At 73.1% G+C, this 21,767-nt stretch carries 22 protein-coding genes; 12 read left to right on the forward strand and 10 right to left on the reverse strand.

Annotated features, from left to right (window positions below):
• Positions 1-17: 17 nt before the first annotated feature.
• Positions 18-185, forward strand: coding sequence for a DUF3117 domain-containing protein (locus BUE48_RS05835; RefSeq protein ID WP_012851546.1), 168 nt, complete (start codon positions 18-20; stop codon positions 183-185).
• Between the two features lie 134 nt (positions 186-319).
• A complete protein-coding gene (locus BUE48_RS05840) occupies positions 320-1,777 on the forward strand; it encodes a leucyl aminopeptidase (protein WP_286989204.1) in 1,458 nt (485 codons plus the stop codon).
• 12 nt (positions 1,778-1,789) lie between these two features.
• On the opposite strand, the gene BUE48_RS05845 is transcribed toward BUE48_RS05840, so the two are convergent.
• Together BUE48_RS05845 and BUE48_RS05850 are read right to left on the reverse strand one after the other, a co-directional pair.
• Positions 1,790-2,416 (reverse strand): hypothetical protein, encoded by a 627-nt coding sequence (locus BUE48_RS05845; protein WP_012851548.1) that lies wholly within the window; start codon positions 2,414-2,416, stop codon positions 1,790-1,792.
• A 17-nt stretch (positions 2,417-2,433) separates the two neighbouring features.
• Positions 2,434-3,036 carry an O-methyltransferase gene (locus BUE48_RS05850; protein ID WP_012851549.1) on the reverse strand — a complete coding sequence of 201 codons (603 nt, stop codon included), beginning with the start codon at positions 3,034-3,036 and terminating at the stop codon, positions 2,434-2,436.
• A 271-nt stretch (positions 3,037-3,307) separates the two neighbouring features.
• Here BUE48_RS05850 and sigE point away from each other — a divergent pair, with 271 nt between their 5' ends.
• The 5 genes from sigE to BUE48_RS05875 all read left to right on the forward strand — a co-directional run bounded on the left by sigE (position 3,308) and on the right by BUE48_RS05875 (position 7,929).
• Positions 3,308-3,916 (forward strand): RNA polymerase sigma factor SigE, encoded by a 609-nt coding sequence (gene sigE / locus BUE48_RS05855; RefSeq protein ID WP_012851550.1) that lies wholly within the window; start codon positions 3,308-3,310, stop codon positions 3,914-3,916.
• 83 nt (positions 3,917-3,999) lie between these two features.
• Entirely contained in the window at positions 4,000-4,539 is a 540-nt protein-coding gene (locus BUE48_RS05860) for an anti-sigma factor family protein (RefSeq protein ID WP_012851551.1), read from the forward strand.
• Between the two features lie 11 nt (positions 4,540-4,550).
• The gene (locus BUE48_RS05865) at positions 4,551-5,612 is read left to right on the forward strand and encodes a sigma-E factor regulatory protein RseB domain-containing protein (protein ID WP_012851552.1); all 1,062 of its coding nucleotides are present in this window, start codon (positions 4,551-4,553) and stop codon (positions 5,610-5,612) included.
• An 81-nt stretch (positions 5,613-5,693) separates the two neighbouring features.
• Complete coding sequence (locus BUE48_RS05870; protein WP_286989208.1) at positions 5,694-7,487, forward strand: trypsin-like peptidase domain-containing protein; 1,794 nt, start codon at positions 5,694-5,696, stop codon at positions 7,485-7,487.
• A gap of 85 nt (positions 7,488-7,572) precedes the next feature.
• A complete protein-coding gene (locus BUE48_RS05875; protein ID WP_012851554.1) occupies positions 7,573-7,929 on the forward strand; it encodes a sec-independent translocase in 357 nt (118 codons plus the stop codon).
• A gap of 155 nt (positions 7,930-8,084) precedes the next feature.
• Here the strand turns inward: BUE48_RS05875 and BUE48_RS05880 are convergent, their stop codons facing one another.
• From BUE48_RS05880 to BUE48_RS05895, 4 genes are all read right to left on the reverse strand, one after another.
• Positions 8,085-9,236, reverse strand: coding sequence for an Mrp/NBP35 family ATP-binding protein (locus tag BUE48_RS05880; RefSeq protein WP_012851555.1), 1,152 nt, complete (start codon positions 9,234-9,236; stop codon positions 8,085-8,087).
• 73 nt (positions 9,237-9,309) lie between these two features.
• On the reverse strand, positions 9,310-9,843 hold the full coding sequence (locus BUE48_RS05885) for a DUF1003 domain-containing protein (protein ID WP_012851556.1): 534 nt from the start codon (positions 9,841-9,843) through the stop codon (positions 9,310-9,312).
• Complete coding sequence (locus BUE48_RS05890) at positions 9,840-11,177, reverse strand: magnesium transporter MgtE N-terminal domain-containing protein (protein ID WP_012851557.1); 1,338 nt, start codon at positions 11,175-11,177, stop codon at positions 9,840-9,842. Before BUE48_RS05890 ends, BUE48_RS05885 begins: the two co-directional genes overlap by 4 nt.
• A gap of 140 nt (positions 11,178-11,317) precedes the next feature.
• The gene (locus tag BUE48_RS05895) at positions 11,318-11,833 is read right to left on the reverse strand and encodes a hypothetical protein (protein WP_012851558.1); all 516 of its coding nucleotides are present in this window, start codon (positions 11,831-11,833) and stop codon (positions 11,318-11,320) included.
• Between the two features lie 89 nt (positions 11,834-11,922).
• Between BUE48_RS05895 and BUE48_RS05900 the strand changes: the two genes are divergently transcribed.
• Positions 11,923-12,864: an HpcH/HpaI aldolase/citrate lyase family protein gene (locus tag BUE48_RS05900; protein WP_012851559.1), complete on the forward strand. Its 942-nt coding sequence runs from the start codon at positions 11,923-11,925 to the stop codon at positions 12,862-12,864.
• 65 nt (positions 12,865-12,929) lie between these two features.
• Complete coding sequence (locus BUE48_RS05905) at positions 12,930-14,165, forward strand: CPBP family intramembrane glutamic endopeptidase (protein WP_286989212.1); 1,236 nt, start codon at positions 12,930-12,932, stop codon at positions 14,163-14,165.
• 7 nt (positions 14,166-14,172) lie between these two features.
• Here BUE48_RS05905 and BUE48_RS05910 read toward each other — a convergent pair whose 3' ends face one another.
• On the reverse strand, positions 14,173-14,571 hold the full coding sequence (locus BUE48_RS05910) for an NUDIX hydrolase (protein ID WP_148232938.1): 399 nt from the start codon (positions 14,569-14,571) through the stop codon (positions 14,173-14,175).
• A gap of 148 nt (positions 14,572-14,719) precedes the next feature.
• Here BUE48_RS05910 and BUE48_RS05915 point away from each other — a divergent pair, with 148 nt between their 5' ends.
• Genes BUE48_RS05915 through BUE48_RS05925 form a run of 3 tightly spaced genes read left to right on the forward strand, consistent with a single transcriptional unit; the run spans position 14,720 to position 17,061 of the window.
• A complete protein-coding gene (locus BUE48_RS05915) occupies positions 14,720-15,364 on the forward strand; it encodes a DUF6758 family protein (RefSeq protein WP_012851562.1) in 645 nt (214 codons plus the stop codon).
• A 50-nt stretch (positions 15,365-15,414) separates the two neighbouring features.
• On the forward strand, positions 15,415-16,122 hold the full coding sequence (locus BUE48_RS05920; protein WP_012851563.1) for an MBL fold metallo-hydrolase: 708 nt from the start codon (positions 15,415-15,417) through the stop codon (positions 16,120-16,122).
• Positions 16,123-17,061, forward strand: coding sequence for a RecB family exonuclease (locus BUE48_RS05925; RefSeq protein ID WP_286989213.1), 939 nt, complete (start codon positions 16,123-16,125; stop codon positions 17,059-17,061).
• A gap of 103 nt (positions 17,062-17,164) precedes the next feature.
• On the opposite strand, the gene BUE48_RS05930 is transcribed toward BUE48_RS05925, so the two are convergent.
• The 3 genes from BUE48_RS05930 to BUE48_RS05940 form a co-directional block, all read right to left on the reverse strand.
• Positions 17,165-18,076 (reverse strand): oxygenase MpaB family protein, encoded by a 912-nt coding sequence (locus BUE48_RS05930; protein WP_012851565.1) that lies wholly within the window; start codon positions 18,074-18,076, stop codon positions 17,165-17,167.
• A gap of 595 nt (positions 18,077-18,671) precedes the next feature.
• Entirely contained in the window at positions 18,672-19,556 is an 885-nt protein-coding gene (locus BUE48_RS05935) for an alpha/beta fold hydrolase (protein ID WP_012851566.1), read from the reverse strand.
• Positions 19,557-19,830: 274 nt separating this feature from the next.
• Positions 19,831-21,432 carry a DEAD/DEAH box helicase gene (locus BUE48_RS05940; protein WP_245536993.1) on the reverse strand — a complete coding sequence of 534 codons (1,602 nt, stop codon included), beginning with the start codon at positions 21,430-21,432 and terminating at the stop codon, positions 19,831-19,833.
• Positions 21,433-21,767 lie beyond the last annotated feature (335 nt).

Genomic DNA, 21,767 nt, shown 5'->3' on the forward strand with positions numbered 1-21,767 from the left:
AGGAAGGGGATGCACGCATGGCGGCGATGAAGCCGCGGACGGGTGACGGTCCGCTCGAGGTGACCAAGGAGGGGCGCGGCATCGTGATGCGTGTCCCGCTGGAGGGTGGCGGACGCCTCGTCGTCGAGCTCTCCGCCGAAGAGGCCAGCGAGCTGGGCGACGCCCTCAAGAGCGTCGTCAGCTGATAAAGCCGCGGGCCGAATCAGGCGCTATTCGACACAAGACCACGGCGGCAGGTCCCGGCCTGGCCGGGGCCTGCCGCTGCCATGGCATCGCCGCGGGGGGCGCCGGCGGCGAGCGGTGATGAGCAGGGGGACCGATGCCGATCCACACCCGGGTGCGCAGCGAGGCGAGTGTCCGTCCGGCCGGCCGGGTGGCACTGGAGGCGGGAGCCGAGCTGGTGGCCGTGCCGGTGCGCTCCGGTCCCCAGGCGCACGCCGCCGACCTGGGCCTGACCCTGCCGCTGGATCCGGCGGAGCTGCTGGCCTTCCAGGACGCCAAGGGCGAGCCCGGCGAGATCGTCTCCTGCCCGGTGCGGCTCGGCGACGGGCCCGGCGAAGTGCTGCTGTACGGGGTCGGCGACCAGACGCCGGGCGCGCTGCGCAAGGCCGGCGCCGCGCTGGCCCGCCGCGCCAGGGGACGCAACGGCCTGGTCGCCCTCGCCCCCGAAGGGGACGTGGCGGCGTTCGTCGAGGGCGCGTTGCTGGGCTCGTATGAGTTCTGGATCGGCGAGCCGCCCCGCAAGCGCGCGGCCACCACCATCGTGGTGCTGGGGGCCGAGGCGGCCGCCGTGGAGCGCGGCACGGTGCTGGCCGAGGCCGCCGCGCTGGCCCGCGACCTGGCCAACACCCCGTCGGCGGAGAAGGGCCCGTCCTGGCTGGCCGAGCGCGCCGTCGAGCTGGCCGAGCGGCGCGGCCTGGCGGTGCGCGTCCGCGACGAGCAGGCCCTGCGGGAAGAGGGCTTCGGCGGGCTGCTGGCGGTCGGCGCCGGGTCGGTGCGGCCGCCCCGGCTGATCGAGCTGACCTACCGGCCCGAAGGCGGCGCCGACCGGCATGTGGTGCTGGTCGGCAAGGGCATCACCTTCGACAGCGGCGGGCTGTCGCTCAAGCCCAACGACAACATGAAGACCATGAAGACCGACATGGCCGCCGGCGGCGCGGTCATGGCGGCCATGGGCGCGTTGGGCGCACTGGGGGTGAACGCGCAGGTCACCGCGCTGGTCCCGGCGGCCGAGAACATGTTCTCCGGCAGCGCCATGCGGCCCAGCGACGTGATCACCCACTACGGCGGCAAGACCAGCGAGGTGCTCAACACCGACGCCGAGGGGCGGCTGGTGCTGGCCGACGCGCTCGCCTACGCCGACCGTGCCCTGGACCCGGACGTGGTGGTGGACGTGGCCACCCTCACCGGGGCGGCCAAGGTGGCCCTCGGGCTGCGGCACGGCGCCCTGTTCGCCACCGACCAGGAGCTGAGCGCCGAGCTGGCGGCGGCCGGCGAGGCGGCCGGTGAGCCGGTCTGGCCGATGCCGCTGGTGGACGACTACCGCGAGGCCATCGCCTCCGAGGTCGCCGACGTGGCCAACATCGAGCGCCGCGGCTTCGGCGGCGGCGCCATCATGGCCGCCCTGTTCCTGCGCGAATTCGTCGGCGAGCGCCGGTGGGCCCACCTGGATGTGGCCGGTCCCGCCCGCGCGACCTCCGACGACGCCGAGATCTCCAAAGGCGCCACCGGCTTCGGCACCCGCCTGCTGCTGAACTGGCTCACCGCCCGGAACTGACCGGCCGCCGGGTCACTTGCGGCGGCGGTCGATGACCGGGACGCCGTGGGCGCGCGCCTTGGCGACGATCCGCTTGAGCGGCACGTCCCAGTCGGGGTCGCACACCAGCAGCCAGGGCGCATGCCGCTCCCCGGCGGGCAGGTCGGTGAGGGTGAAGGCGACCAGCTGGGGCTTGTCGGCGGTGCGGGCGTGTTCGGCGTCCTGCGGGTCGGTCAAAAACAGCAGGTGGTCGCGCGCCTGGCCGCTGCGCGCCGCCACCCCGCGGCTGACCAGGCACACCGCCGCGATCTGCGACCAGGGCAGCACCCGGTCCCGGCTGCGCGGGCGCGGCCAGGCGGCCGGCCGGCGCACCCCGTCGGCGTCCAGCTCCAGCACCGGGCGGCGGCTCAGCAGCCGGCCCGCCGACAGCAGCGCGCCGGCGCCGAAGAAGACCGCCCCCAGCACGCCCACGGCCAGGAAGACGTAGTCGACCAGGCCGTCCCCGCGGGCGCCGCCGACCACGAACGCCCCCGCCGCCAGGCAGATGATCAGCGAGGAGACCACCCGGCCCGCCCAGTGCCACGACGGCCGGACCCGCACCGTCAGCGCGGCGGCCGCGGCCGGCCGCCGGGACTCCGCGGGGGAGTGCTCGTCGGTCATGTCCGCTCGTCTTTCGCTCAGGCGCGCTTGAGCGCGCACAGCAGGCCGTCGCCGACCGGGAGCAGCAGCGGCACCAGCCGTTCGTCGTCGCGGATCATCCGCGCCACCTCGCGGATCGCCACCGTCTCCGGGTCGCGCCGGAGCGGGTCGGCCACCCGCCCGTGCCACAGCGCGTTGTCGAAGGCCACCACCCCGCCGGGGCGCAGCAGCCGCAGCGCGGCGGCCAGGTAGTCGGGGTACTCCTTTTTGTCGGCGTCGCAGAAGACCATGTCGTAGGCGCCGTCGGTGAGCCGGGGCAGCACCTCCAGGGCGCGTCCGACGATCATGCGGGTGCGCGAGGAGGGGAAACCGGCCGCCGCGTAGGCGTCCTTGGCCATGCGCTGGTTGGCCACCTCCACGTCCACGCTGGTCAGCACCCCGTCCGGGCGCATGCCGCGCAGCAGCCAGATCCCCGAGACGCCGCAGCCGGAGCCGATCTCCACCACCGTGCGGGCGTTCAGCATGGCGGCCAGAAACCGCAGCGCCGCCCCGCAGGCCGGGCCGATCGGCACCGCGCCGGCCTCCTCGCCGAGCCGCCGGGCCTCCTGCAGCACCTCATCCTCGGGGAGATAGTCCTCCACGAAAGCCAGGGTGGCTTGTAGCGCGTCTATGGCCGCCTCCCTTGGTCCCTGGTCCGCTGAGAAAGACCATATCGTTGCCGCCCGTCCGGCTTGTGGGCTCATCGTCGTACTTGCGCGGCCGGGCCGGGAACTAAAACCGCCCGTCGCGACGTTCCCTCAACAGTCGGTCCGCGAACGCCCAGCCCAGGCGTGGCCGTGTCATATCGCGACGCGGCATGTCCGTCGCGGGAGAGGAACCGGCCATGGGAGGCAGTGCGCTGGAGGTGCGACCATGAACGTGGCGGCGCTTGCGCTGAAGGGGGCGGTCGCGGCCCGCGAACGCGACCATGCGCCGGAGGCCGTCTGGGAGCCTCCGTCATGGGAGGAGGTCGTCCGTGAGCACTCCGCGCGCGTCTACCGCCTCGCCTACCGGCTGACCGGCAACCCGCACGACGCCGAGGACCTCACCCAGGAGGTCTTCGTCCGGGTGTTCCGGTCGCTGTCGAACTACACGCCGGGAACGTTCGAGGGATGGCTGCACCGCATCACCACCAACCTGTTCCTCGACATGGCGCGCCGCAAGCAGCGCATCAGGTTCGAAGGGCTGGCCGAGGACGCCGCCGACCGGCTGCAGGGCCGGGAACCCACCCCCGCGCAGGCCTATGATGACCGCAACCTCGACGCCGACGTGCAGGCGGCGCTGGACTCCCTGCCGCCGGAGTACCGCGCCGCCGTGGTGTTGTGCGACATCGAAGGGCTGTCGTATGAGGAGATCGCGGCCACACTGAATGTGAAGCTCGGGACGGTGCGCAGCCGGATCCACCGCGGACGGGCCCAGCTGCGGGCCGCCCTGGAGCACCGCGCACCGCGCCGTCTGACGGAACTGCCCGAGGCGGGGTGAGTCTGTAAAAGACGCGAGCGAGCACGCGAGGAGGAAGGACGCCGCCCACGGAAGGGCGCGCCGGAGGCGAGCGGGGAGCACGTGTGAGTTGTCTGGGGGAACGCCTGACCGCCCTGGTCGACGGCGAGCTGGATCACGACGAGCGCGACCGTGCGCTCGCGCATCTGGCCGTCTGCCGGGCCTGCCGTCAGGAGGCCGACATGATGCGCCGGATCAAGGACCGGCTGCGTTCCCTGGCCGTCCCCGCGGCCGGTTCCTCCGCGGGCGCCCCCGACCTGCCCGATGAGGAGTTCCTGAGCAGGCTGCGCGCCCTGGGCCAGGCCGGCGGGCCGCCTGCCGACATCGCCTGGAACCGGCCGTCGCAGGGCGCCGTGCGTCCCGGCCGGCCCGCCGTCCGTCCGCTTGCGCCGGTGCCGGCCCGGCGCCGCGTCCCCCGCCGCTACCTGGCCGTCGGGGCCGCCGCCATGATGCTGGGGCTGGGCTCGGCCTCCTATGTGGCCGGCGGCCGCACCGAGCAGCCGCCCGCCGTGGTCCCCGCCTTCGACCGGCTGCAGGTCGAGCATGCGCTGACCAACGGCATGATCCCGGTTCCGGAGCCCTCGTCCCTGCCGGCGGCCCCGTGACGCCTGCGCCGATGCCTTCGCCGCCGGCGCGGTGCAGGCGGGGCCCCTGGCTGGTGGGCGGGGTCGCCGCCGTCCTGCTGATCGCCTGGGCGCTGACCGGGGACGCCGCCCCGGGGCGCCGGGCCGCAGGGGGCGACCCGCAGGCCCTGGAGCTGCTGCGCGGCACCGCCGCCGCCGCGCGCCGCACCCCCTATGAGGGGACCTGGACTCACACCACGCTCGCCGCCGGCGGGCGCGACACGAGCACGACCAAGGTGGCGCACCGGGTCGAAAGCCCGCCGTCCGGCACCTCCATGCAAAGCGCCTCCCCGCTCTCGGAGCGGCGCGAGGAGCTCGTCGTGACCGCCGGCGGGCTGCCCGGCCTCACCCCGGAGGCGCTGGAACAGCTGGCCCGCAACTACACGGTGGTGCGGGCGGCCGACTCTGTGGTGTGCGGGCGGAAGGCCCGCGTCGTGGAGGCCCGGCGCCCCGGCGGCGGCACCGCCGGGAGGTTTTGGATCGACGCGCAGACCGGCATCCTGCTGCAGCGCGAACTGCTGGATGAGACCGGCCGGGTGGTCAGCTCCGGTGGTTTCGCCGAGCTGCGCATCACCCGGCCCCGCATCTTGCCGCAGGCGGCCGCTCCCCGGGCCCGCCCCTGGCGGGAGATGACGGCGGCCGAAGTCGACCGGCTGCGCAAGCAGGGCTGGAGCGTGCCGCAGACCCTGCCCGGCGGGCTGGCGTTGCACCAGGTAAGGCGCTCCGGCTCGGGCGAGGACGGTACCCTGCACCTGGGCTATTCCGACGGCCTGGCGGCCGTTTCGGTGTTCGTCCAGCGGGGACGGCTGAACGTGCGGCGGCTGGCGGGCTGGCGCCGCGCGACCGTCGCGGGCCGCACGGTCTTCCGCCGCGAGGCACGTCAGCGGTGGGTGGTATGGGCCGGAGATGGTTATGTTTATACGGTGTTGACCGATGCCCCTCAGGCCACCTCGGACGCGGTGGTGGCGGCGCTCCCCCGAAGCGGCGCGGGTCTGTGGGAACGGCTGTGGCGCGGGGCACGGCGCATCGGGACGTGGGCGATCCCCTGGAGCTGATCGCTTCTTATGCCCGCCACATGCGCTGGCGGGCACGATGACCCCGATGAGAGAACGCTCGCTAGGAGAGAATGGCGCACCATGACCGAAGACAGCCGCAGGTCTGTCGACGCTCCGCCGCACGAGGACGGCCACCCCGCCCCCGGTCTCGCCGCCGGGCGGCACGATGAGGAACCGGGCACCGCGTCCGGCTCCGCCCAGGACGCCCCCCGGGTCGCCACCGACTCCGACGAGCGTGCCGAGCCGGTCGACGGCCGGCGGGACGACCTTCCCCGAGACCTCTCCGAAGACGACCGCTCCGGGGACGACTCCGCGCACCGGTCTGACGACGCCCCGGCGGGCGCCGGTTTCGCCCCGCCCGACGATCTCGGCACGTCGAACGATGACAAGCTGCTGGTGTCCGCCTCACCGCCGGTCGCGGACGAGCCGGCGCAGGGGGGATACGGGTCGTACGGGCAGCCGCAGCCTCCCTGCGGGGAGGCTCCCTCTTTCGCCCCGGTGGCCGGCGCCCAGGGGCAGGGCTCCGGTCACCCGCAGCCGGACTCCCGTCCGCGGCCCGGCTTCGTCCCGCACGACCAGCCGGTCGGCCGGCCGGTCGGTGAGCCCGGCGGGTACGGCGGATACGGCTGGGCGGCCTACCGCCAGGACCCGCCGCCCCCTTCCGGCCCGCCGGTGTCCACCGCGCCGCCGCCTCCGGACGCGCTGCCGCTGGGACAGGTCGGCCCGCCCAACTGGGCTCCCGTCCCGGCGCTTCCGCAGCAGCGCCGCACCCCTCCGTCGCTGGGGGTGCTGGCCGCCATCGGGCTGATCGTCGCGCTGGTGGCCGGGGCCGTCGGCGCGGGCATCGGGGTGATGGCCACCGGCGGCGACTCCTCCGAGGCGCCCCCGATCAGCCTGGGCGGCGGCGGAGGAGGCGACTCTGAGCCGGTCAAGCCGCGCCCGCCCGACTCGGTCGCCGGCATCGCCCAGAAGGTGCTGCCCAGCGTGGTCACCATCCGGGTGAGCGCCGGCGGCGAGGGCGGCTCCGGCACCGGCTTCATCGTCAACGGCGGCTACATCATCACCAACAACCACGTGGTGTCGTCGGCGGCCCGGGGCGGCGGCCAGATCGAGATCGTCTTCCACGACAAGAAGACCTCCCCGGCCGAGATCCAGGGCCGCGACCCGGCCTCCGACATCGCCGTGCTCAAGCCGCGCACCACCCACAACCTGCCGGCGCTGACCCTGGGCGACTCCGACGACCTGGCGGTGGGCGACCCGGTGATCGCCGTCGGCTCCCCCCTCGGCCTGGACGGCTCGGTGACCTCCGGGATCGTCAGCGCGCTGAACCGCGCGGTGCCCACCCGCGGCGAGGGCGCCGACGCCGCGGTGATCCCCGCCATCCAGACCGATGCGGCCATCAACCCCGGCAACTCCGGCGGCCCGCTGGTCAACGGCAAGGGCGAGGTGGTCGGCATCAACACCGCGATCGTCACCCTCGGCGGCGGCCTGGGCGAGCAGGGCGGCAACATCGGGCTGGGCTTCGCCATCCCGATCAACCACGGCCGCCGGATCGCCGAGGAGATCATCAACACCGGCAGCGCCCGGCGGACCATGATCGGCATCGGCATGGACACCACCTTCCCCGGCCCGGGGGTGCGCATCGCCGACCGGGAGCAGAACGGCGTGCCGCCGATCGTCGAGGGCGGCCCGGCCGACAAGGCGGGCCTGAAGCCCGGCGACATCATCACCGCCATCGACGGCCAGGTGGTGGAGGACCGGGCCGACCTGTCGGCCGCCATCCAGAGCAAGGCGCCCGGCACCAAGGTCAAGGTGACCTTCCAGCGGGACGGCAAGGAGCAGACGGTCGAAGTGACTCTCGCCGCCTCCGACTGAAGGCGGGGTCGCGCCGAGGCGAGCTGTGGATACCCTGAGGGGGCGGGCCGAGCGGCCCGCCCCTTCGGCGTTCGGTGGAGGTCGGGTGTTCGACGTCGGACTCGGCGAGATGGTGGTGCTCGTCGTGCTGGCCCTGGTCATCTTCGGCGACCGGCTGCCGTCGGTGGCGGCCCAGGCCGGGCGGGCACTGCGCCAGGTGCGGACCATGGCCGACAATGCCAAGCGCGACCTGCAGGAAGGACTCGGACCGGAGTTCAAGGACTTCGATCTGGCCGACCTGAACCCCAAGACGTTCGTCCGCAAGCATCTGCTGGAGGACCTCGACGATCCCTCCACCGGCCGCTACAAGTTCTCAGAACCGTCGCACGCGACCAGCTCCAGCACCCCGGACGGCGAACTCGGCTACGGGGAGCGGCCGCCCTACGATCCCGACGCCACCTGAGCCGGGAGCCTCTTCAAGGCCGGGTGAACCCCACCCGGCCGGTCTTCGGTGGCCGGGATGCATCCGGCAGGCCGGCGGGCGGGGAAAAACAACGGGAAATGAAACCGCGCGCAGGGGGAGGCCCTGCGCGCGGGACGTTTCGGATGAACGGACTTTCAGCCGCGCCGGGTCGGGCTGAGGCCCAGGGGACGGCCCACCAGGCCGCGGGAACGGCCCGCCAGCGTCTCGGCGATGGCGCGCAGCTCCTTGGCGGCAGTGGCGTCCGGGTCCGACAGCACCAGCGGCTTGCCCTGGTCGCCGCCTTCGCGCAGCCGGGTGTCCAGCGGCACCTGACCCAGCAGCGGCACCTTGACCCCCAGGGTGCGGGTCAGCGCGTCGGCCACCTGCTGGCCGCCGCCGGAACCGAAGATCTCGTTGCGCTCACCGCAGTGCGCGCACTCCAGATACGACATGTTCTCGATCACCCCGGCGACCCGCTGGTGGGTCTGCGCGGCGATCGCCCCGGCCCGCTCGGCCACCTCGGCGGCGGCCTGCTGCGGCGTGGTCACCACCAGGATCTCCGCGGCCGGCAGCAGCTGGGCCACCGAGATGGCGATGTCGCCGGTGCCCGGCGGCAGGTCCATCAGCAGGATGTCCAGGTCGCCCCAGTAGACGTCGGCCAGGAACTGCTGCAGCGCCCGGTGCAGCATCGGGCCGCGCCAGACCACCGGCTGGTTGCCGGCGGTGAACATGCCGACCGAGATGACCTTTATCTCGTGCGCCGACGGCGGGATGATCATGTCGTCGACCTTGGTGGGGCGGCCGTCGACGCCCAGCATCCGCGGCACCGAGTGGCCGTAGATGTCGGCGTCCACCACGCCCACCTTGCGGCCCATCGAGGCCAGCGCCGCCGCCAGATTGACCGTCACCGAGGACTTGCCGACCCCGCCCTTGCCGCTGGCCACCGCGTACACCTTGGTCAGCGACTGGGGCTTGGCGAACGGGATCTCCTTGACGGTCTCGCCCGGGCGCAGCTTCTCGCGCAGCGCACGGCGCTGCTCATCGCTCATCACATCCAGCTCGACCTGGACGGACTTCACGCCGGGCAGCTTGGCGACCGCCTCGGTGGTGTCCTTGGTGATCCGCTCGCGCATCGGACAGCCCGCCACGGTCAGGTACACCGCGACGCGCACCGTTCCGTCCGGCGCCACGTCGACGCTCTTGACCATGTCGAGTTCGGTGATGGGCTTGCGGATCTCAGGGTCGATCACCGTGGCCAGCGCCTTGGTCACCTGATCGACCGTCACAGGGGAGGACATGGCATCCATGGTATGAACTCCCCGGAGTCGTCCGCCAATCAGCCTCGATGACCATGGTCACTCCGCACGGCCGGCCTCGAGCTCACAGGCCGTGCGGGGCGTAGCCGCTCTCCGGCGGCACCCGGCGGCCCTCCCGGTGCCCGTTGTGCCGCAGATCCAGCTCCTTGAGCATCTGGTGCAGCTCTGAACGCAGGAAGTCGCGGGTGGCGACCTCGCCCATCGCCATGCGCAGCGCGGCGATCTCCCGGGTGAGGTACTCGGTGTCGGCCGCGGCGCGCTCGCCCCGCGCCCGGTCCTGCTCGTACTGGACGCGGTCGCGGTCGTCCTGGCGGTTCTGCGCCAGCAGGATCAGCGGCGCGGCATAGGAGGCCTGCAGCGACAGCATCAGCGTCAAGAAGATGAACGGGTACTCGTCGAACCGCAGCGACGGCGGGGCCAGCACGTTCCAGCCGATCCACACGCTCACGAACGCCGTCATGTAGACCAGGAAGCGGGCGGTGCCCAAGAACCGGGCGATCCGCTCCGACAGCCGGCCGAAGGACTCCGGGTCATAGTGCGGGCGGGGCAGCAGCGTGCGTCGCTGCTCCAGCGGCTGGTCGAGGCGCTGCCTGCTCATCGGGTCTCCTGCCTGTCTTCGTGCGGCATCCCGTCCTGGGCGGGCCGGCGCAGGGCCTCCTCTTCGGGGTCGGTGGGCTCGTCGGCGGCGGTCTCCAGCACCCTCTCCCGCCAGTCCTCGGGCAGCAGGTGGTCCAGCACGTCGTCGACGCTGACCGTGCCGAGCAGATGCCCGTCCTCGTCCACCACGGGGGCGGCGACCAGGTTGTAGGTGGCCAGGAAGGCGGCCACCGCCTCCAGCGACAGCGTCGGCCGCAGCGGCGCCAGCTCGGTGTCCACCAGCCCGCTGACCAGGAAGGAGGGGGGTTCGCGCAGCAGCCGCTGAAAGTGCACGGTGCCCAGGTAACGGCCGGTGGGGGTGGCGGTGGGCGGCCGGCACACATACACCTGGGCGGCCAGCGCGGGGTCCAGCTCGGGGTTGCGGATGAGCGCCAGGGCCTCGGCCACGGTGGCGTCCGGCGGCAGGATCACCGGGTCGGTGGTCATCAGCCCGCCGGCGGTGTGCTCAGGGTAGGTCAGCAGCCGCCGCACCGGCGCCGCCTCCTCCGGCTCCATCAAGGTCAGCAGCCGTTCGCGCTGTTCGGCCGGCATCTCCCCGAGCAGGTCGGCGGCGTCGTCGGGGTTCATGGCGTCCAGCACGTCGGCGGCCCGCTCCAGCCCCAGCTTGCCGAGGATCTCGATCTGCTCGTCCTCGGGCAGCTCCCCCAGCACGTCGGCCAGCCGTTCATCGTCCAGCGCCGCGGCCACCTCATCGCGCCGCTTGGTGGGCAGCTCGTGGATCAGGTTGGCCAGGTCGGCGGGCTTGAGCTGCTCGAACGCGGCGAGCAGCCCGGCGGCGCCCTGCCCGTGCTCCACCGCCGACAGCCCGGTGATCGCCTCCCAGTCCACCACCAGCAGCTCGCCGCGGCGCCGCCGCAGCCCCCGGCCGCCGCCGCGCCGCACCGCGACCTTCGACAGCAGCCAGTCCCGGGCCCGGGTCGGCTCCATCGCCACGTCCACCACCGACACCGTCTCACCGGTGTCGGCCAGCTGGACGGTGCGGTCCAGCATCTCGGCGATCACCAGGGTCTCCGAGGCGCGCTGCTGGAAGCGGCGCATGTTGAGCCGCCCGTCGAAGACGATCTGGTCGGCCTCCACGGTGGTCACCCGGGTGATCGGCAGGAACACCGGGCGGCGCGGCTGCACCTCCACCACCAGCCCGAGCACCCGCGGCGGCCGGCGCCCGAGCCGCAGCGCCACCACCACGTCCCGGACCCGGCCCACCTGGTCACCGGCCGGGTCGAACACGGCGATCCCGGCGAGCCGGGCGATGAACACCCGCGTCGGAGCGCTCAAGGCTCCTCCTTCCCCTTGCCGGGAGCAGACCCTGCCCTACGCGATCGCCGATTTCCGCACAGAGACTACCCAGGGCCGCACCGGTAATCCGTAGCCAAGGTCACGCCCGCAGGGCCCGTCCCGTCGCCGGGGACGGGGCTTCAGCGGTCGGCGGGCCGGCCCTTGGCGCCGCGCAGGCGGGGCGGCGGGCCCGCCGTGGCGGCCGGGGTGGGCACCGGGCGCACGGCGGCATAGCCGTCGTCGTAGCGGCCGGGTGCCTCCGGCACCTCACCGGTGGGGGTGAGCCGGACGATGTAGGACTCGGCCGCCCACCGTTCCAGCAGTCCTTCGTGGGCGGGGGCGTTGAGCCGCTCCTTGGCCAGCAGCGGCGCCACCTCCTCCCACCGGGCGCCGCCCGGCTCGAGCTGCTCGCAGGCCGCCACCCACGACAGCAGCCGTCCGCCGGAGTCCTTGCTGCGCACCGTCACCAGCACCCGGTCGGCCTCGGGCAGGCCGGGCAGGGGCTGCTCGCCCTCGCCGCCGGTGAGGATGTAGGCGGCGCCGTCGTGCCAGACGTGCCAGGCCGCGCGGGGCTGGGGCAGGCCGGGAAGCGTCAGCCACACCAGCGCGGACTTCTTCATCGCCTCTTCGATGAGCGCGGCCGTCGTATCGCCCATGCGCCGCACCCTACCCGGGTATCGGGGGAGGCCCCGGGTTTCGAAGAGCCGTCGGAGGGCTTCTTGTGGGCGCTGGATAGCATCCGGGCATGCGTTCGCGTCGATCCACTCTTGCGGTTCCCGGCAGCAACCCCCGTTTCATCGAAAAGGCCCAGGGCCTGCCCGCCGACGAGATCTTCCTGGACCTGGAGGACGCGGTCGCCCCGTCCGCCAAGGAAGAGGCCCGCAAGAACGTGGTCGCCGCGCTCAACGAGGGCGACTGGGACGGCAAGATCCGGGTGGTGCGGATCAACGACCTGCGCACGCACTGGGCCTACCGGGACGTGATCGAGGTGGTGGAGGGCGCCGGCGCAAAGCTGGACTGCCTGATGCTGCCCAAGGTCCAAGAGCCCGACGACGTGCGCTGGCTGGACCGGCTGCTCACCCAGATCGAGACCGCCATGGGCTACCCGGTCGGCCGGATCGGCATCGAGGCGCAGATCGAGGACGCCCGCGGCATGACCAACATCGACGCCATCGCCGCCTCCTCGCCCCGGCTGGAGACGCTGATCTTCGGCCCCGGCGACTTCATGGCCTCCATCAACATGAAGACCCTGGTGGTGGGGGAGCAGCCGCCCGGCTACACCGAGGGCGACGCCTACCACTACATCCTCATGCGCATCCTGCTGGCCGCCCGCGCCCACGACCTGCAGGCCATCGACGGGCCTTACTTCAACGTCCGTGACGTGGAGTCCTTCAAGCGGGTGGCGCGGCGTTCGGCGGCGCTGGGCTTCGACGGCAAGTGGGTGCTGCACCCGTCCCAGATCGAGGCGGCCAACGAGGTGTTCTCCCCCACCCAGGAGGACTACGATCACGCCGAGCTGATCCTGGACGCCTACGAGTACTACACCACCGTGGAGGGACGCGGCGCGGCCATGCTCGGCGACGAGATGATCGACGAGGCGTCCCGCAAGATGGCCCTGGTGATCGCCGCCAAGGGACGGGCGGCCGGGCTGAGGCGCACCAAGTTCTTCCAGCCTCCCGCGGACTGACCGGAACGGGGCGCGCTCGCCGTTCGTCCTCCAAAGAGTTACGACCGCAGACGGGGGAGCGAGTGGTGGACGAAGTGGACACCGGCGGCTGGGCGCCGCCCGACCCGGCGCTGACGGGCGGTCCGGGGGAGCCATCCGGTGAAGCCTCGCCCGCGCACGGCCGGCCCGACCCGGCCCGGCCGCCGGGGGCCGCCGTCCCGCCCCACGGGGCCTGGCCTGCGGCCCAGGGCGCCGCTGCAGACGAGCAGCCGCCATATGGGCCCGTTCCGTATGGCCCCGCCCCGTATGCGGCGCCGTACGGGCGGCCGCCGGCCCCGCAGCCGTGGATCGTGGAGACGCCCGAGGGGACCCCCTACCACCAGATGGCCCGCACCGCGGTGCAGCGCTGGTGGCGGCCGGTGGCGGGCACCGCGGCGATCGCGCTGACGGGAATGGCCGCGCTGATGGCCGTCACGTTCGCGTGGCTGATCGCCGTGGCGGCGGGCACCGGCACCCCCTTGATGGAGGTCATCGGCCGGATCGGCGGCCCGGATGACCCCATGCTGGGCAGCCTCAACGCCGAACTGGCCTTCACCTTGCTCAGCGTGGCGGTCTTCCTGCCGTTCATCCTGCTGGCCGCCCCGGTGTTCCAGCGCCGCCGCCCCGGCACCCTGTCCTCGGTGGCCGGCCGGCTGCGCCTGCGGTGGATGGCGGTGTGCGCCGGGCTGGCGGTGCTGACCGGCGTGGTGGGGGTGGTCTTCTCCTGGGCGGCGGGCGTCATGGTGGACGACCCCGTCACCGAGGGGGGCGCCTGGGTCGGCTGGTCGTCCTTCCTGCCGACGCTGCTGATCGTGGTGCTGCTGGTGCCGTTCCAGTCGGCCGCCGAGGAGTACTTCTTCCGCGGCTGGCTGCTGCAGGCCATCGGAAGCTGCACGCTGCAGGACCGCACCGCTCCTCTGGCCCGCAAACTGAGCGTGGTGTTCCGCACGCCCTGGCCGGCGATCTGCGCCGGCGGGCTGGCCTTCGCGGCCGGGCACGGCTACACCGGCTGGGGAGTGGTGGACATCTTCGGCTTCGCGGTCATCGCCGGCTGGGTGACGGTGCGCACCGGCGGGCTGGAGGCGGCCATCGCCGTCCACGTCGTCAACAACGTGGGGGCCTTCCTGATCCCGGCGGCGGTGGGGCGGCTCAGCCTGGAGCAGGGCGCGGTGCCCCTGCCGTATGTGGTGGCGGACCTGCTGCCGCTGCTGCTGTACGCCGCCTGTGTCGACAGGCTGGCCCGGCGGCGCCGCGTGCAGACCGTCACCGCCGCGAGCGGCTGAGGGCCGGTCAGGGCTCCAGCAGGCCCCACTCGGTGAGGAGCTCCACCAGCCCCGACGTGGTGGGCAGGGCGCGCAGCTCCGCGGCGGTGACCCAGCGGGCGTCGGCCGCGTCGTCGCCTGCGCGCAGCGTCCCGCCCACCACCTCCACCAGGTAGTCGTGGATCTCGTAGATCACCTCGCCCGGCCCCGGCCGGAGCACCGTCCCGACCGGCGGGCCGACGCGGGCCTGCAGGCCGGTCTCCTCCCGCAGCTCCCGCGCCACCGCGGCGGCGTCGGACTCGCCGGGCTCCACCCGTCCGCCCGGCAGCGACCACAGCCCCTCACCCGGCGGCTTGCCGCGGCGGATCGCCAGCAGCCGGCCGGTCTCGTCCCGGGCGATCGCCCCCACGCAACGCACCGTCCTCACCCCGCTATTGAATCTTGTTCGGGACGGGGTGCCCAGCCGGGGACGTCCGCTTTCCGCGCCCGGCGAGGTTCATCGTCCTCTCAGCGGCGGTTATAGCCGACGCCAAGAGCCTTGACTGACCTGCACGGGCGGACGAACGTGGGTTGTCGTGAGGGCCGACCCCACCTGTCCGCGGTGCGGCGGGTCGTTGCGCCCGCCGGGGATCTGGTCGAGCGACTGGATCTGCGCCGCGCACGGCGCCGTGCTGCCCAGGCAGCCCGCTCGGCGGCCGTCCCGCGAAGGACTGACCGTCGCCCTGCGCGATGCCCGGGTGCCGCTGTGGACGCCCTGGCCGCTGCCGGTGGGCTGGCTGGTCACCGGTTTCCTGGACGTGGGGGATGAGCGCAGCGGAGCGCGCGCCCTGGCGACGGCCCTGTCCGGGCCGGGCCTGCTGCAGGGCCCGGCGGACATGCTGGTGATCGCCGAGGAGCCCGGGGTGGGCCTGGGCGCCCACTTCGCCGGGCTGGACGGCTTCGACGGCGGGGGAGCCGGCGACGACACCCCGCCGCACGCCAAGATCGGGATCCGCACCTCGGGCGAGCGTCCCCACCAGGTGCCGCTGTGGGTCATCGACGGCGCCCCCGACCGGGCGGTCTACATCGGTGAGGCCATGGGGAATTGGCTGTGGATCGTGCTGTGGCCGGCCGAGACCGGGGTGCTGGTCCTGGAGGAGCTGCAACTGCTCGACCTGCGCGAACCCGGCATGGACCTCGACCTGCCCTATGGCGCCTTCTGCCCCCGGCTGCGGCAGTAGGGGTTTTCGGAGCGGCCGGGGGTCTTGCGTGAGGGGATAAGGTCTGACCCGTGGAAGCGCGCATCGAACGAGTGACGTCGAAGGGCAAGTGCACCGTCGACGACGTCGAGTACAAGGTCGAGAGCAACACCTACATCGTCGGCGACGACGAAGAGGTCATCGTCATCGACCCGGCGCACGACGCCGAGGCCATCCTCAAGAAGGTCGGCGACCGCGAGGTCATGGCGGTCATCTGCACCGATGGCCTGGACGCGCACCTGAACTGCGTGCTGGAGGTGGCCGCGGCCGGCGATGACGACCCCGACAACTGGGCCCCCATCGCCCTGCACCGCGGCGACCGGATCCTGTGGCGGGACTACTTCGCCCAGCTGGCCAAGGACGAGGAAGACGAAGAGGACGCCAAGGCGCTGCGGTCGCTGGAGCCGGACATCTGGCTGGAGGACGGCGGCACCTTCGAGATCGCCGGGGTCCAGCTGGATGTGATCCACACCCCGGGGCACACCCCCGGCAGCGTGGTCATCTACTGCGAGCAGCTGGGCGTGCTGTTCTCCGGCGACACGCTGCACCGCGGCCGGCCCGGCTCGGTCGGCGGGGTCTTCACCGACCTGCGCCGCCAGCTCAACTCGCTGGGCTCGCTGCTGACCCCGCTGCCCAAGGACACCAGGGTGCTGCCCGGCCAGGGCAAGGAGACCACCGTGGGCGATGAGGAGATCCGCTGGGAGAGCTGGGGCGCCCTCGCCCAGGAGAGCGACGGCTGAGTGGCCGAGCAGCTCGGCCTGGAGGGCATGCCGCAGCGGCTGTACCCGTGCACGCCGTCACGGCTGAACACCTGGCTGGAATGCCCCCGGCGCTACCGGATGACCTACCTGGACCGTCCCGCACCGCCCAAGGGGCCGCCGTGGGCGCACAACAGCCTGGGCCTGAGCGTGCACAACGCGCTGGCCTCCTGGTGGCGGCTGCCGCTTCCGGAGCGCACCCCCGAGGCGGCCGGGACGCTGCTGCTGCGCGGCTGGATCGCCGAGGGCTTCCGGGACGCCGCGCAGTCGGCCGCCTGGCGGGAACGCGCCCGCCGGTGGGTCGAGCGGTACACCGGCGGCCTGGACCCCGCCGCCGAGCCGGTGGGCGTGGAACGCACGGTGGCCGTCAAGACCCTCCGCATCGCGCTGCAGGGCCGCATCGACCGGCTGGACGATCGGGACGGGCAGCTGGTGGTGGTCGACTACAAGACCGGACGGCGCGAGCCCACCGCCGACGACGCCCGCACCTCCCTGGCCCTGGGCGGCTACGCGGTCGCCGCCGCCCATGTGCTGCGCCGCCCCTGCCGCCGGGTCGAGCTGCACCACCTGCCCTCCGGCACGGTCGCCGCCTGGGAGCACACCGCCGAGTCGCTGCAGCGCCACATCGACCGCGCCGAGCAGATCGCCGCCGAGGCGTCCGCGGCCGATGAGGCCTACCGGACCGGCCCGGCGCCCGCCGCCTCCGTCCGCTTCGACCTTGCCGACGAGCAGGCCCAGCGCGCCTACCACGAGCCCTTCGATGAGGTCTTCCCGCCGCGCACCGGCCCGCTGTGCGCCTGGTGCGACTTCAACCGGGTCTGCCCCGAGGGGCGCCGGACGGCCCCGGCCAAGGACCCCTGGGCCGCCGTGACCGCCGCAGAGGACGAGGAGGGGCCGGCTTCTCCGGCGGATTCGGCGTGATCGTCCCGTTCCGAACGGCCGGGCGGCGAGAGAGGGGACGCCACCGGAGGCACTGCCGCCCGGCCGTTCGGCGGAAGCCGGCCCGCCGTGGAGGAGAGAGGGGTCAGGCGCTCACGGGGGCGCCCCGGCGGGACGGCCAGCGGCGGGGATCGCGCAGACCGAACAGGCCCTTGCTCATGTCGTAGCCTTCGGCGGCCAGGCTCTGGCGGGCCCGCTCCAGCATCTGCCGGGTGTCCTTGTGGAACGAGAAGTCGTGCAGCCGCTCCGGCAGAGTGTTCATCGCCAGCCGGAACGAGCGCAGCGCGGCGGTCACCGTGGACTGGGGGACCTCCGGCAGCAGCCCGTACATCTCCCGCGCCCAGTCCGGCAGGGTGTAGTAGCACAGCATGCCGAACGGCAGGTAGGCGGGCTTGCCGGGGGACAGGAAGCGCATGTTGCCCGGCAGCTTGGGCCACAGCAGGAACTTCACCGTCTCGCGGGCCTCGTCGGTGACGCGCAGCTGCGGGCGCACCCGGGCGAAGTAGTCCTCCATCTCCTCGACGCTGCCGGGCACGTCCTCGGCCTTGAGCCCGACGTAGACGGCGCTCTTGCGCTGCTCGCGCAGGTACTGGTCGGCCATGGCGTCGGTGAGGGGGAGCCCGGCGCGGCGCGCGACCACCAGGTAGGAGTACACCTCGGCGCAGTGCACCCACAGCAGCAGGTCGGGCGCGTCCAGCCGCTCGGTCTCGCCGGTGTCGGGGTTGACGAAGCGCAGCTTGGCGTGGATCTTGCGCACCCGGGCGGCCAGCCGGTCCATCTCCTCCGGCGACCCGAAGGTGGAGGTGCCCACGAAGTGGGCGGTGCGCTGGAGCCGCCCGATGGGGTCGTTCTGGAAGACGGAGTTCTGCCACACCCCCCACATGGCCCTGGGGTGCAACGCCTGCAGCATGAGGCTGCGCACGCCGCCGACCCACATGGACCGGTCGAGGTGGACGCGCCAGGTCGCGCTCTCCGGGGGCTGAACCGTCACCGCCATGGAGGACCTCCGGGGGGGACGCGGGTGGTACAGGTGCGGCAAGTATACATGAAGCATTTTTTGTCTCATGTCGCGTGGGTCACAGGCGCCGGAGGGGATCACCGGCCCCGCCCAGGTCCTGCGTCCCGTTCACCGCTGCCTCCATGCCGCGGGCCGTCATCCTGATGGGAACGTCCATCTGACCGGGAAATCCTGAGAAAAGGAAGAGATCTCCGGAGGCTGAAAACACGTTCCCTGTTACGAGGAGGACGGTTCAAACGCATCGCGAACCGGTTCCTCGCTATTGGCGAGGAACTGAAATCGGGAAACAAGGCGGTCAGATCGCAGGCAAGCCGGCGCCGGTTGTGTTCCCGCCCTCAATGGAAGCCCGATGCGCTCTCATCGGCGGCCATCGAGCACCGGACTTTTTCAGCACATGGCCCAAGGCGCCGCGAACGGGGCTCCGATGGCGCTCGGTACTGCGACGTCCCGTTTCGGACTATGAAGACAACGTGCAGAAAGAAGGCCCACTGCAAGCGGGCCGCTTCAGCGGAGGCTCACACCGAACCGTGAAGACGCCGCCCGCGACGCTCCGTACCGCGACCGGACGAGCGGCTCAGCGGGTCAGGCGGCGGCACTCACCCTGGCGCCAGAAGTCGGCCAAGGTGCTGGCGGTGGTCTCCGGGGCCTCCACGGCGGGGGAGTGCGCCGCGCCCGGGATCACCACCTTCTCGGCGCTCAGCCGCTCGGCCATCGCCGCCTGGATCTGCGGCGACCAGGCGTTGTCGTCCTCGCCGTAGAGCACCAGCACCGGCAGGTCGATGTCGGCGGACAGCTTGGCCAGCTCCTCCACCCGGTCCGGGCACACCAAAAGCTCCTGGGCCATGCTCAGCAGGCCGGTCACGTTGTTGCGCAGCATCCGCGTGCGCAGAAAGTCCACGATGTGCGGCGGGACGCCGTTGCGCAGGGCGTCCGGCTCCATGTGGTCATGCCACACCCGCTCCAGGCCGATGCGCGGCAGCTCCGCCACCAGCGCGGCGGCGTCCTTGGCCCGCGGCCCGGTGATGGCGCCCGGCCCGGAGCTCATCAGCGTGTAGGTCAGCGGACGGGCGCCCGCGCCGAGAATGGCCTCCCGGGTCACCAGCCCGCCGAAGGAGTGCCCCACCAGGTGGGCCGGCTCGGGACCCAGCGCCTCCAGCAGAGCCGCCACGTCCAGGCCCAGCGCGGCACAGGTGTAGGCGGCCGGATCATCGGGGCCCGCGGTCTCGTACTGCCCGCGCATGTCGATCGCCACCACCCGCCGGCCGGCCCGCGCCAGCGTCGGCAGCACGGCGATGAAGTCCTCCTTGCTGCCGGTGAACCCGGGGACCAGCAGCGCCGGCGGGCGTTCGGGCACACCGGAGCCGGGCAGCGCCTCCAGCGCGGCGAACGTCCCGCGCGAGGTGGAGATCTCGGTCCGGCGGACACCGGGGGGCAGGGTCAGAAACCGGGGGGTACTCAAGCCGACTCGTCCTCTGCCGGGTAGCTGGGCACGTCATGGAACCGGGGCATGCTCACAGGCCGCCAGCATACCGAGACCGCGGGCCGGTGGCCCGGATGCGGCATGCGCGCACCGAAGGCCCGCCCGCGGCGCACCGCGCGGCCCGGCGATGCCGCCCGACCGGCATCGATCGGGCGCGGACGCACCGGCCGTCGCCGCCGTCCCCTGGGCGGCCGTGCCGGTCACCGGCCGCCCGCGGCGGGCCGGGGCCGCGGGGACCGGCCGCCCGAGGGGGTCAGCCGGTCCGGTCGCCGGTGGGGCGCCCGCCCCGAGTGCGCCGCCGGGAACGGCTGCGGGGGCGTTGCGGGGCCTCCACGACCGGGTCGAAGCCGCTCCCGCTCGGCGGCGGCAGGAAGGTCACCAGCGGCACCCCGGTGACCGCATCGGTCGGCGGCACGATCGGCTCGGGCGCCGGGACGAAGGCGGTCCGCTCCGGCTCGGGCTCGTGGCCGGCCTGCCCGGCGGCGGGCTCGTCCACCGCCTCGGGGACCTGCTCGTCCCGCTCCTCCTGCAGGGGGCGGTCCGGCTGGTCGGCGGGCTCGATCGGCTTGCCGCCGCGGGTGCGCACCCGCCGGCGGCTGCGCTTGCGGGTCCTGGTCCGCTCGCGGGAGCGGCTCTTGCCGGTCTCGCCGATGTCCTCCAGCTCCTCGGCCTCCAGCCCCGCGCGGCCGCGCCGCTCCTTGGGCAGCGTGCCGGTCGCCTCCCGCGGGATGTCCAGCGCCTCATAGAGGTGGTCGGAGGTGGAGTAGGTCTCCGGGGGCTCGCCGAACGGCAGCTGCAGCGCGTTGTTGATCAGCTTCCAGCGCGGCAGGTCGCTCCAGTCCACCAGCGTGACCGCGGTGCCCTCCCGGCCCGCCCGGCCGGTGCGGCCGATGCGGTGCACATGGGTCTCCGCCGAGTCCGGGCACTCGTAGTTGATCACGTGGGTGACGTCCTCGACGTCCAGCCCGCGGGCGGCCACGTCGGTGGCCACCAGCACATCGACCTTGCCGGAGCGGAAGGCCCGCAGCGCCCGCTCCCGCTGGCCCTGGCCCAGGTCGCCATGCACCGCGGCGGCGGCGAACCCGCGGCGGGTCAGATCGGCCGCGATGCGGTCGCAGGCCCGCTTGGTCTGGCAGAACACCATGGTCAGCCCGCGCCCATTGGCCTGCAGCAGCCGGGCCAGCACCTCCGGCTTGTCCATCGGGTGGGTCTGGAAGACGTGCTGGGTGACCTGCGGGGTGGCCTCGGACTCGGTGTGCACCTCGGCCCGCACGTTGGTGGGCCGGTTCAGGTAGCGCCGCGACAGCGCCACGATCTCGCCGGGCATGGTGGCCGAGAACAGCATGGTCTGCCGCTCGGCGGGGACCAGCTCGATGATCCGCTCGATGTCGGGCAGGAAGCCCAGGTCGAGCATGCGGTCGGCCTCGTCCAGCACCAGCATCTGGATCTGCGACAGGTCCAGGTGCCCCTGGCGGGCCAGGTCCAGCAGCCGGCCCGGGGTGCCGACCACCACGTCCACGCCGTCGCGCAGCGCCTGGATCTGCGGCTCGTAGGCCCGGCCTCCGTACACCGCCACCACCCGGGTGCCCAGCTTGCCGCCGGCCACCAGCAGGTCGTCGGTGACCTGGGAGGCCAGCTCGCGGGTGGGGGCCAGCACCAGCCCGCGCGGGGCCTTGCCGCCGTGCTCGATGCGCTGCAGCAGCGGAATTCCGAAGGCGAGGGTCTTGCCGGTGCCGGTACGTGCCTGGCCGATGATGTCGTACCCGCGAAGCCCTATGGGCAGGGCCATCTCTTGGATGGGGAACGCGTCGACGATGCCCTCGGACTCCAGGGCGTCGGCTATCTCGGAACACACTCCGAGTTCACGGAAAGTAGTCAGGGCTTTCAGCCTCCGTTGTGCGGGGTCCTCACTTCCGGGTCCGCGCTTGGGTTCGCGCCGAACGGGCGCCACCCCCTCGCGTTCGCCGCAGGGGCCACGGAGCCGTCGAACGTTGCCGGCAGGGCCGGTGAGATCCTGCCGATCGCTTCCTGTGGCCGCGCCGACGCGCGGAAGGGACCAGCCGTCAATCAGTACCTCGGCGACCGCTGTCAGGGGTATGGCGCAATCACTCCGTGTGGCTGCGCGCGGTCACTCTTCGCGACGCATAGTACCGGTAGTCGGTTCCTGACACCAATAGCCGTTCGATGTGA

Origin of the sequence: Thermomonospora sp. CIF 1, assembly GCF_001896795.1 — a bacterium.
GTDB lineage: Bacteria > Actinomycetota > Actinomycetes > Streptosporangiales > Streptosporangiaceae > Thermomonospora > Thermomonospora curvata.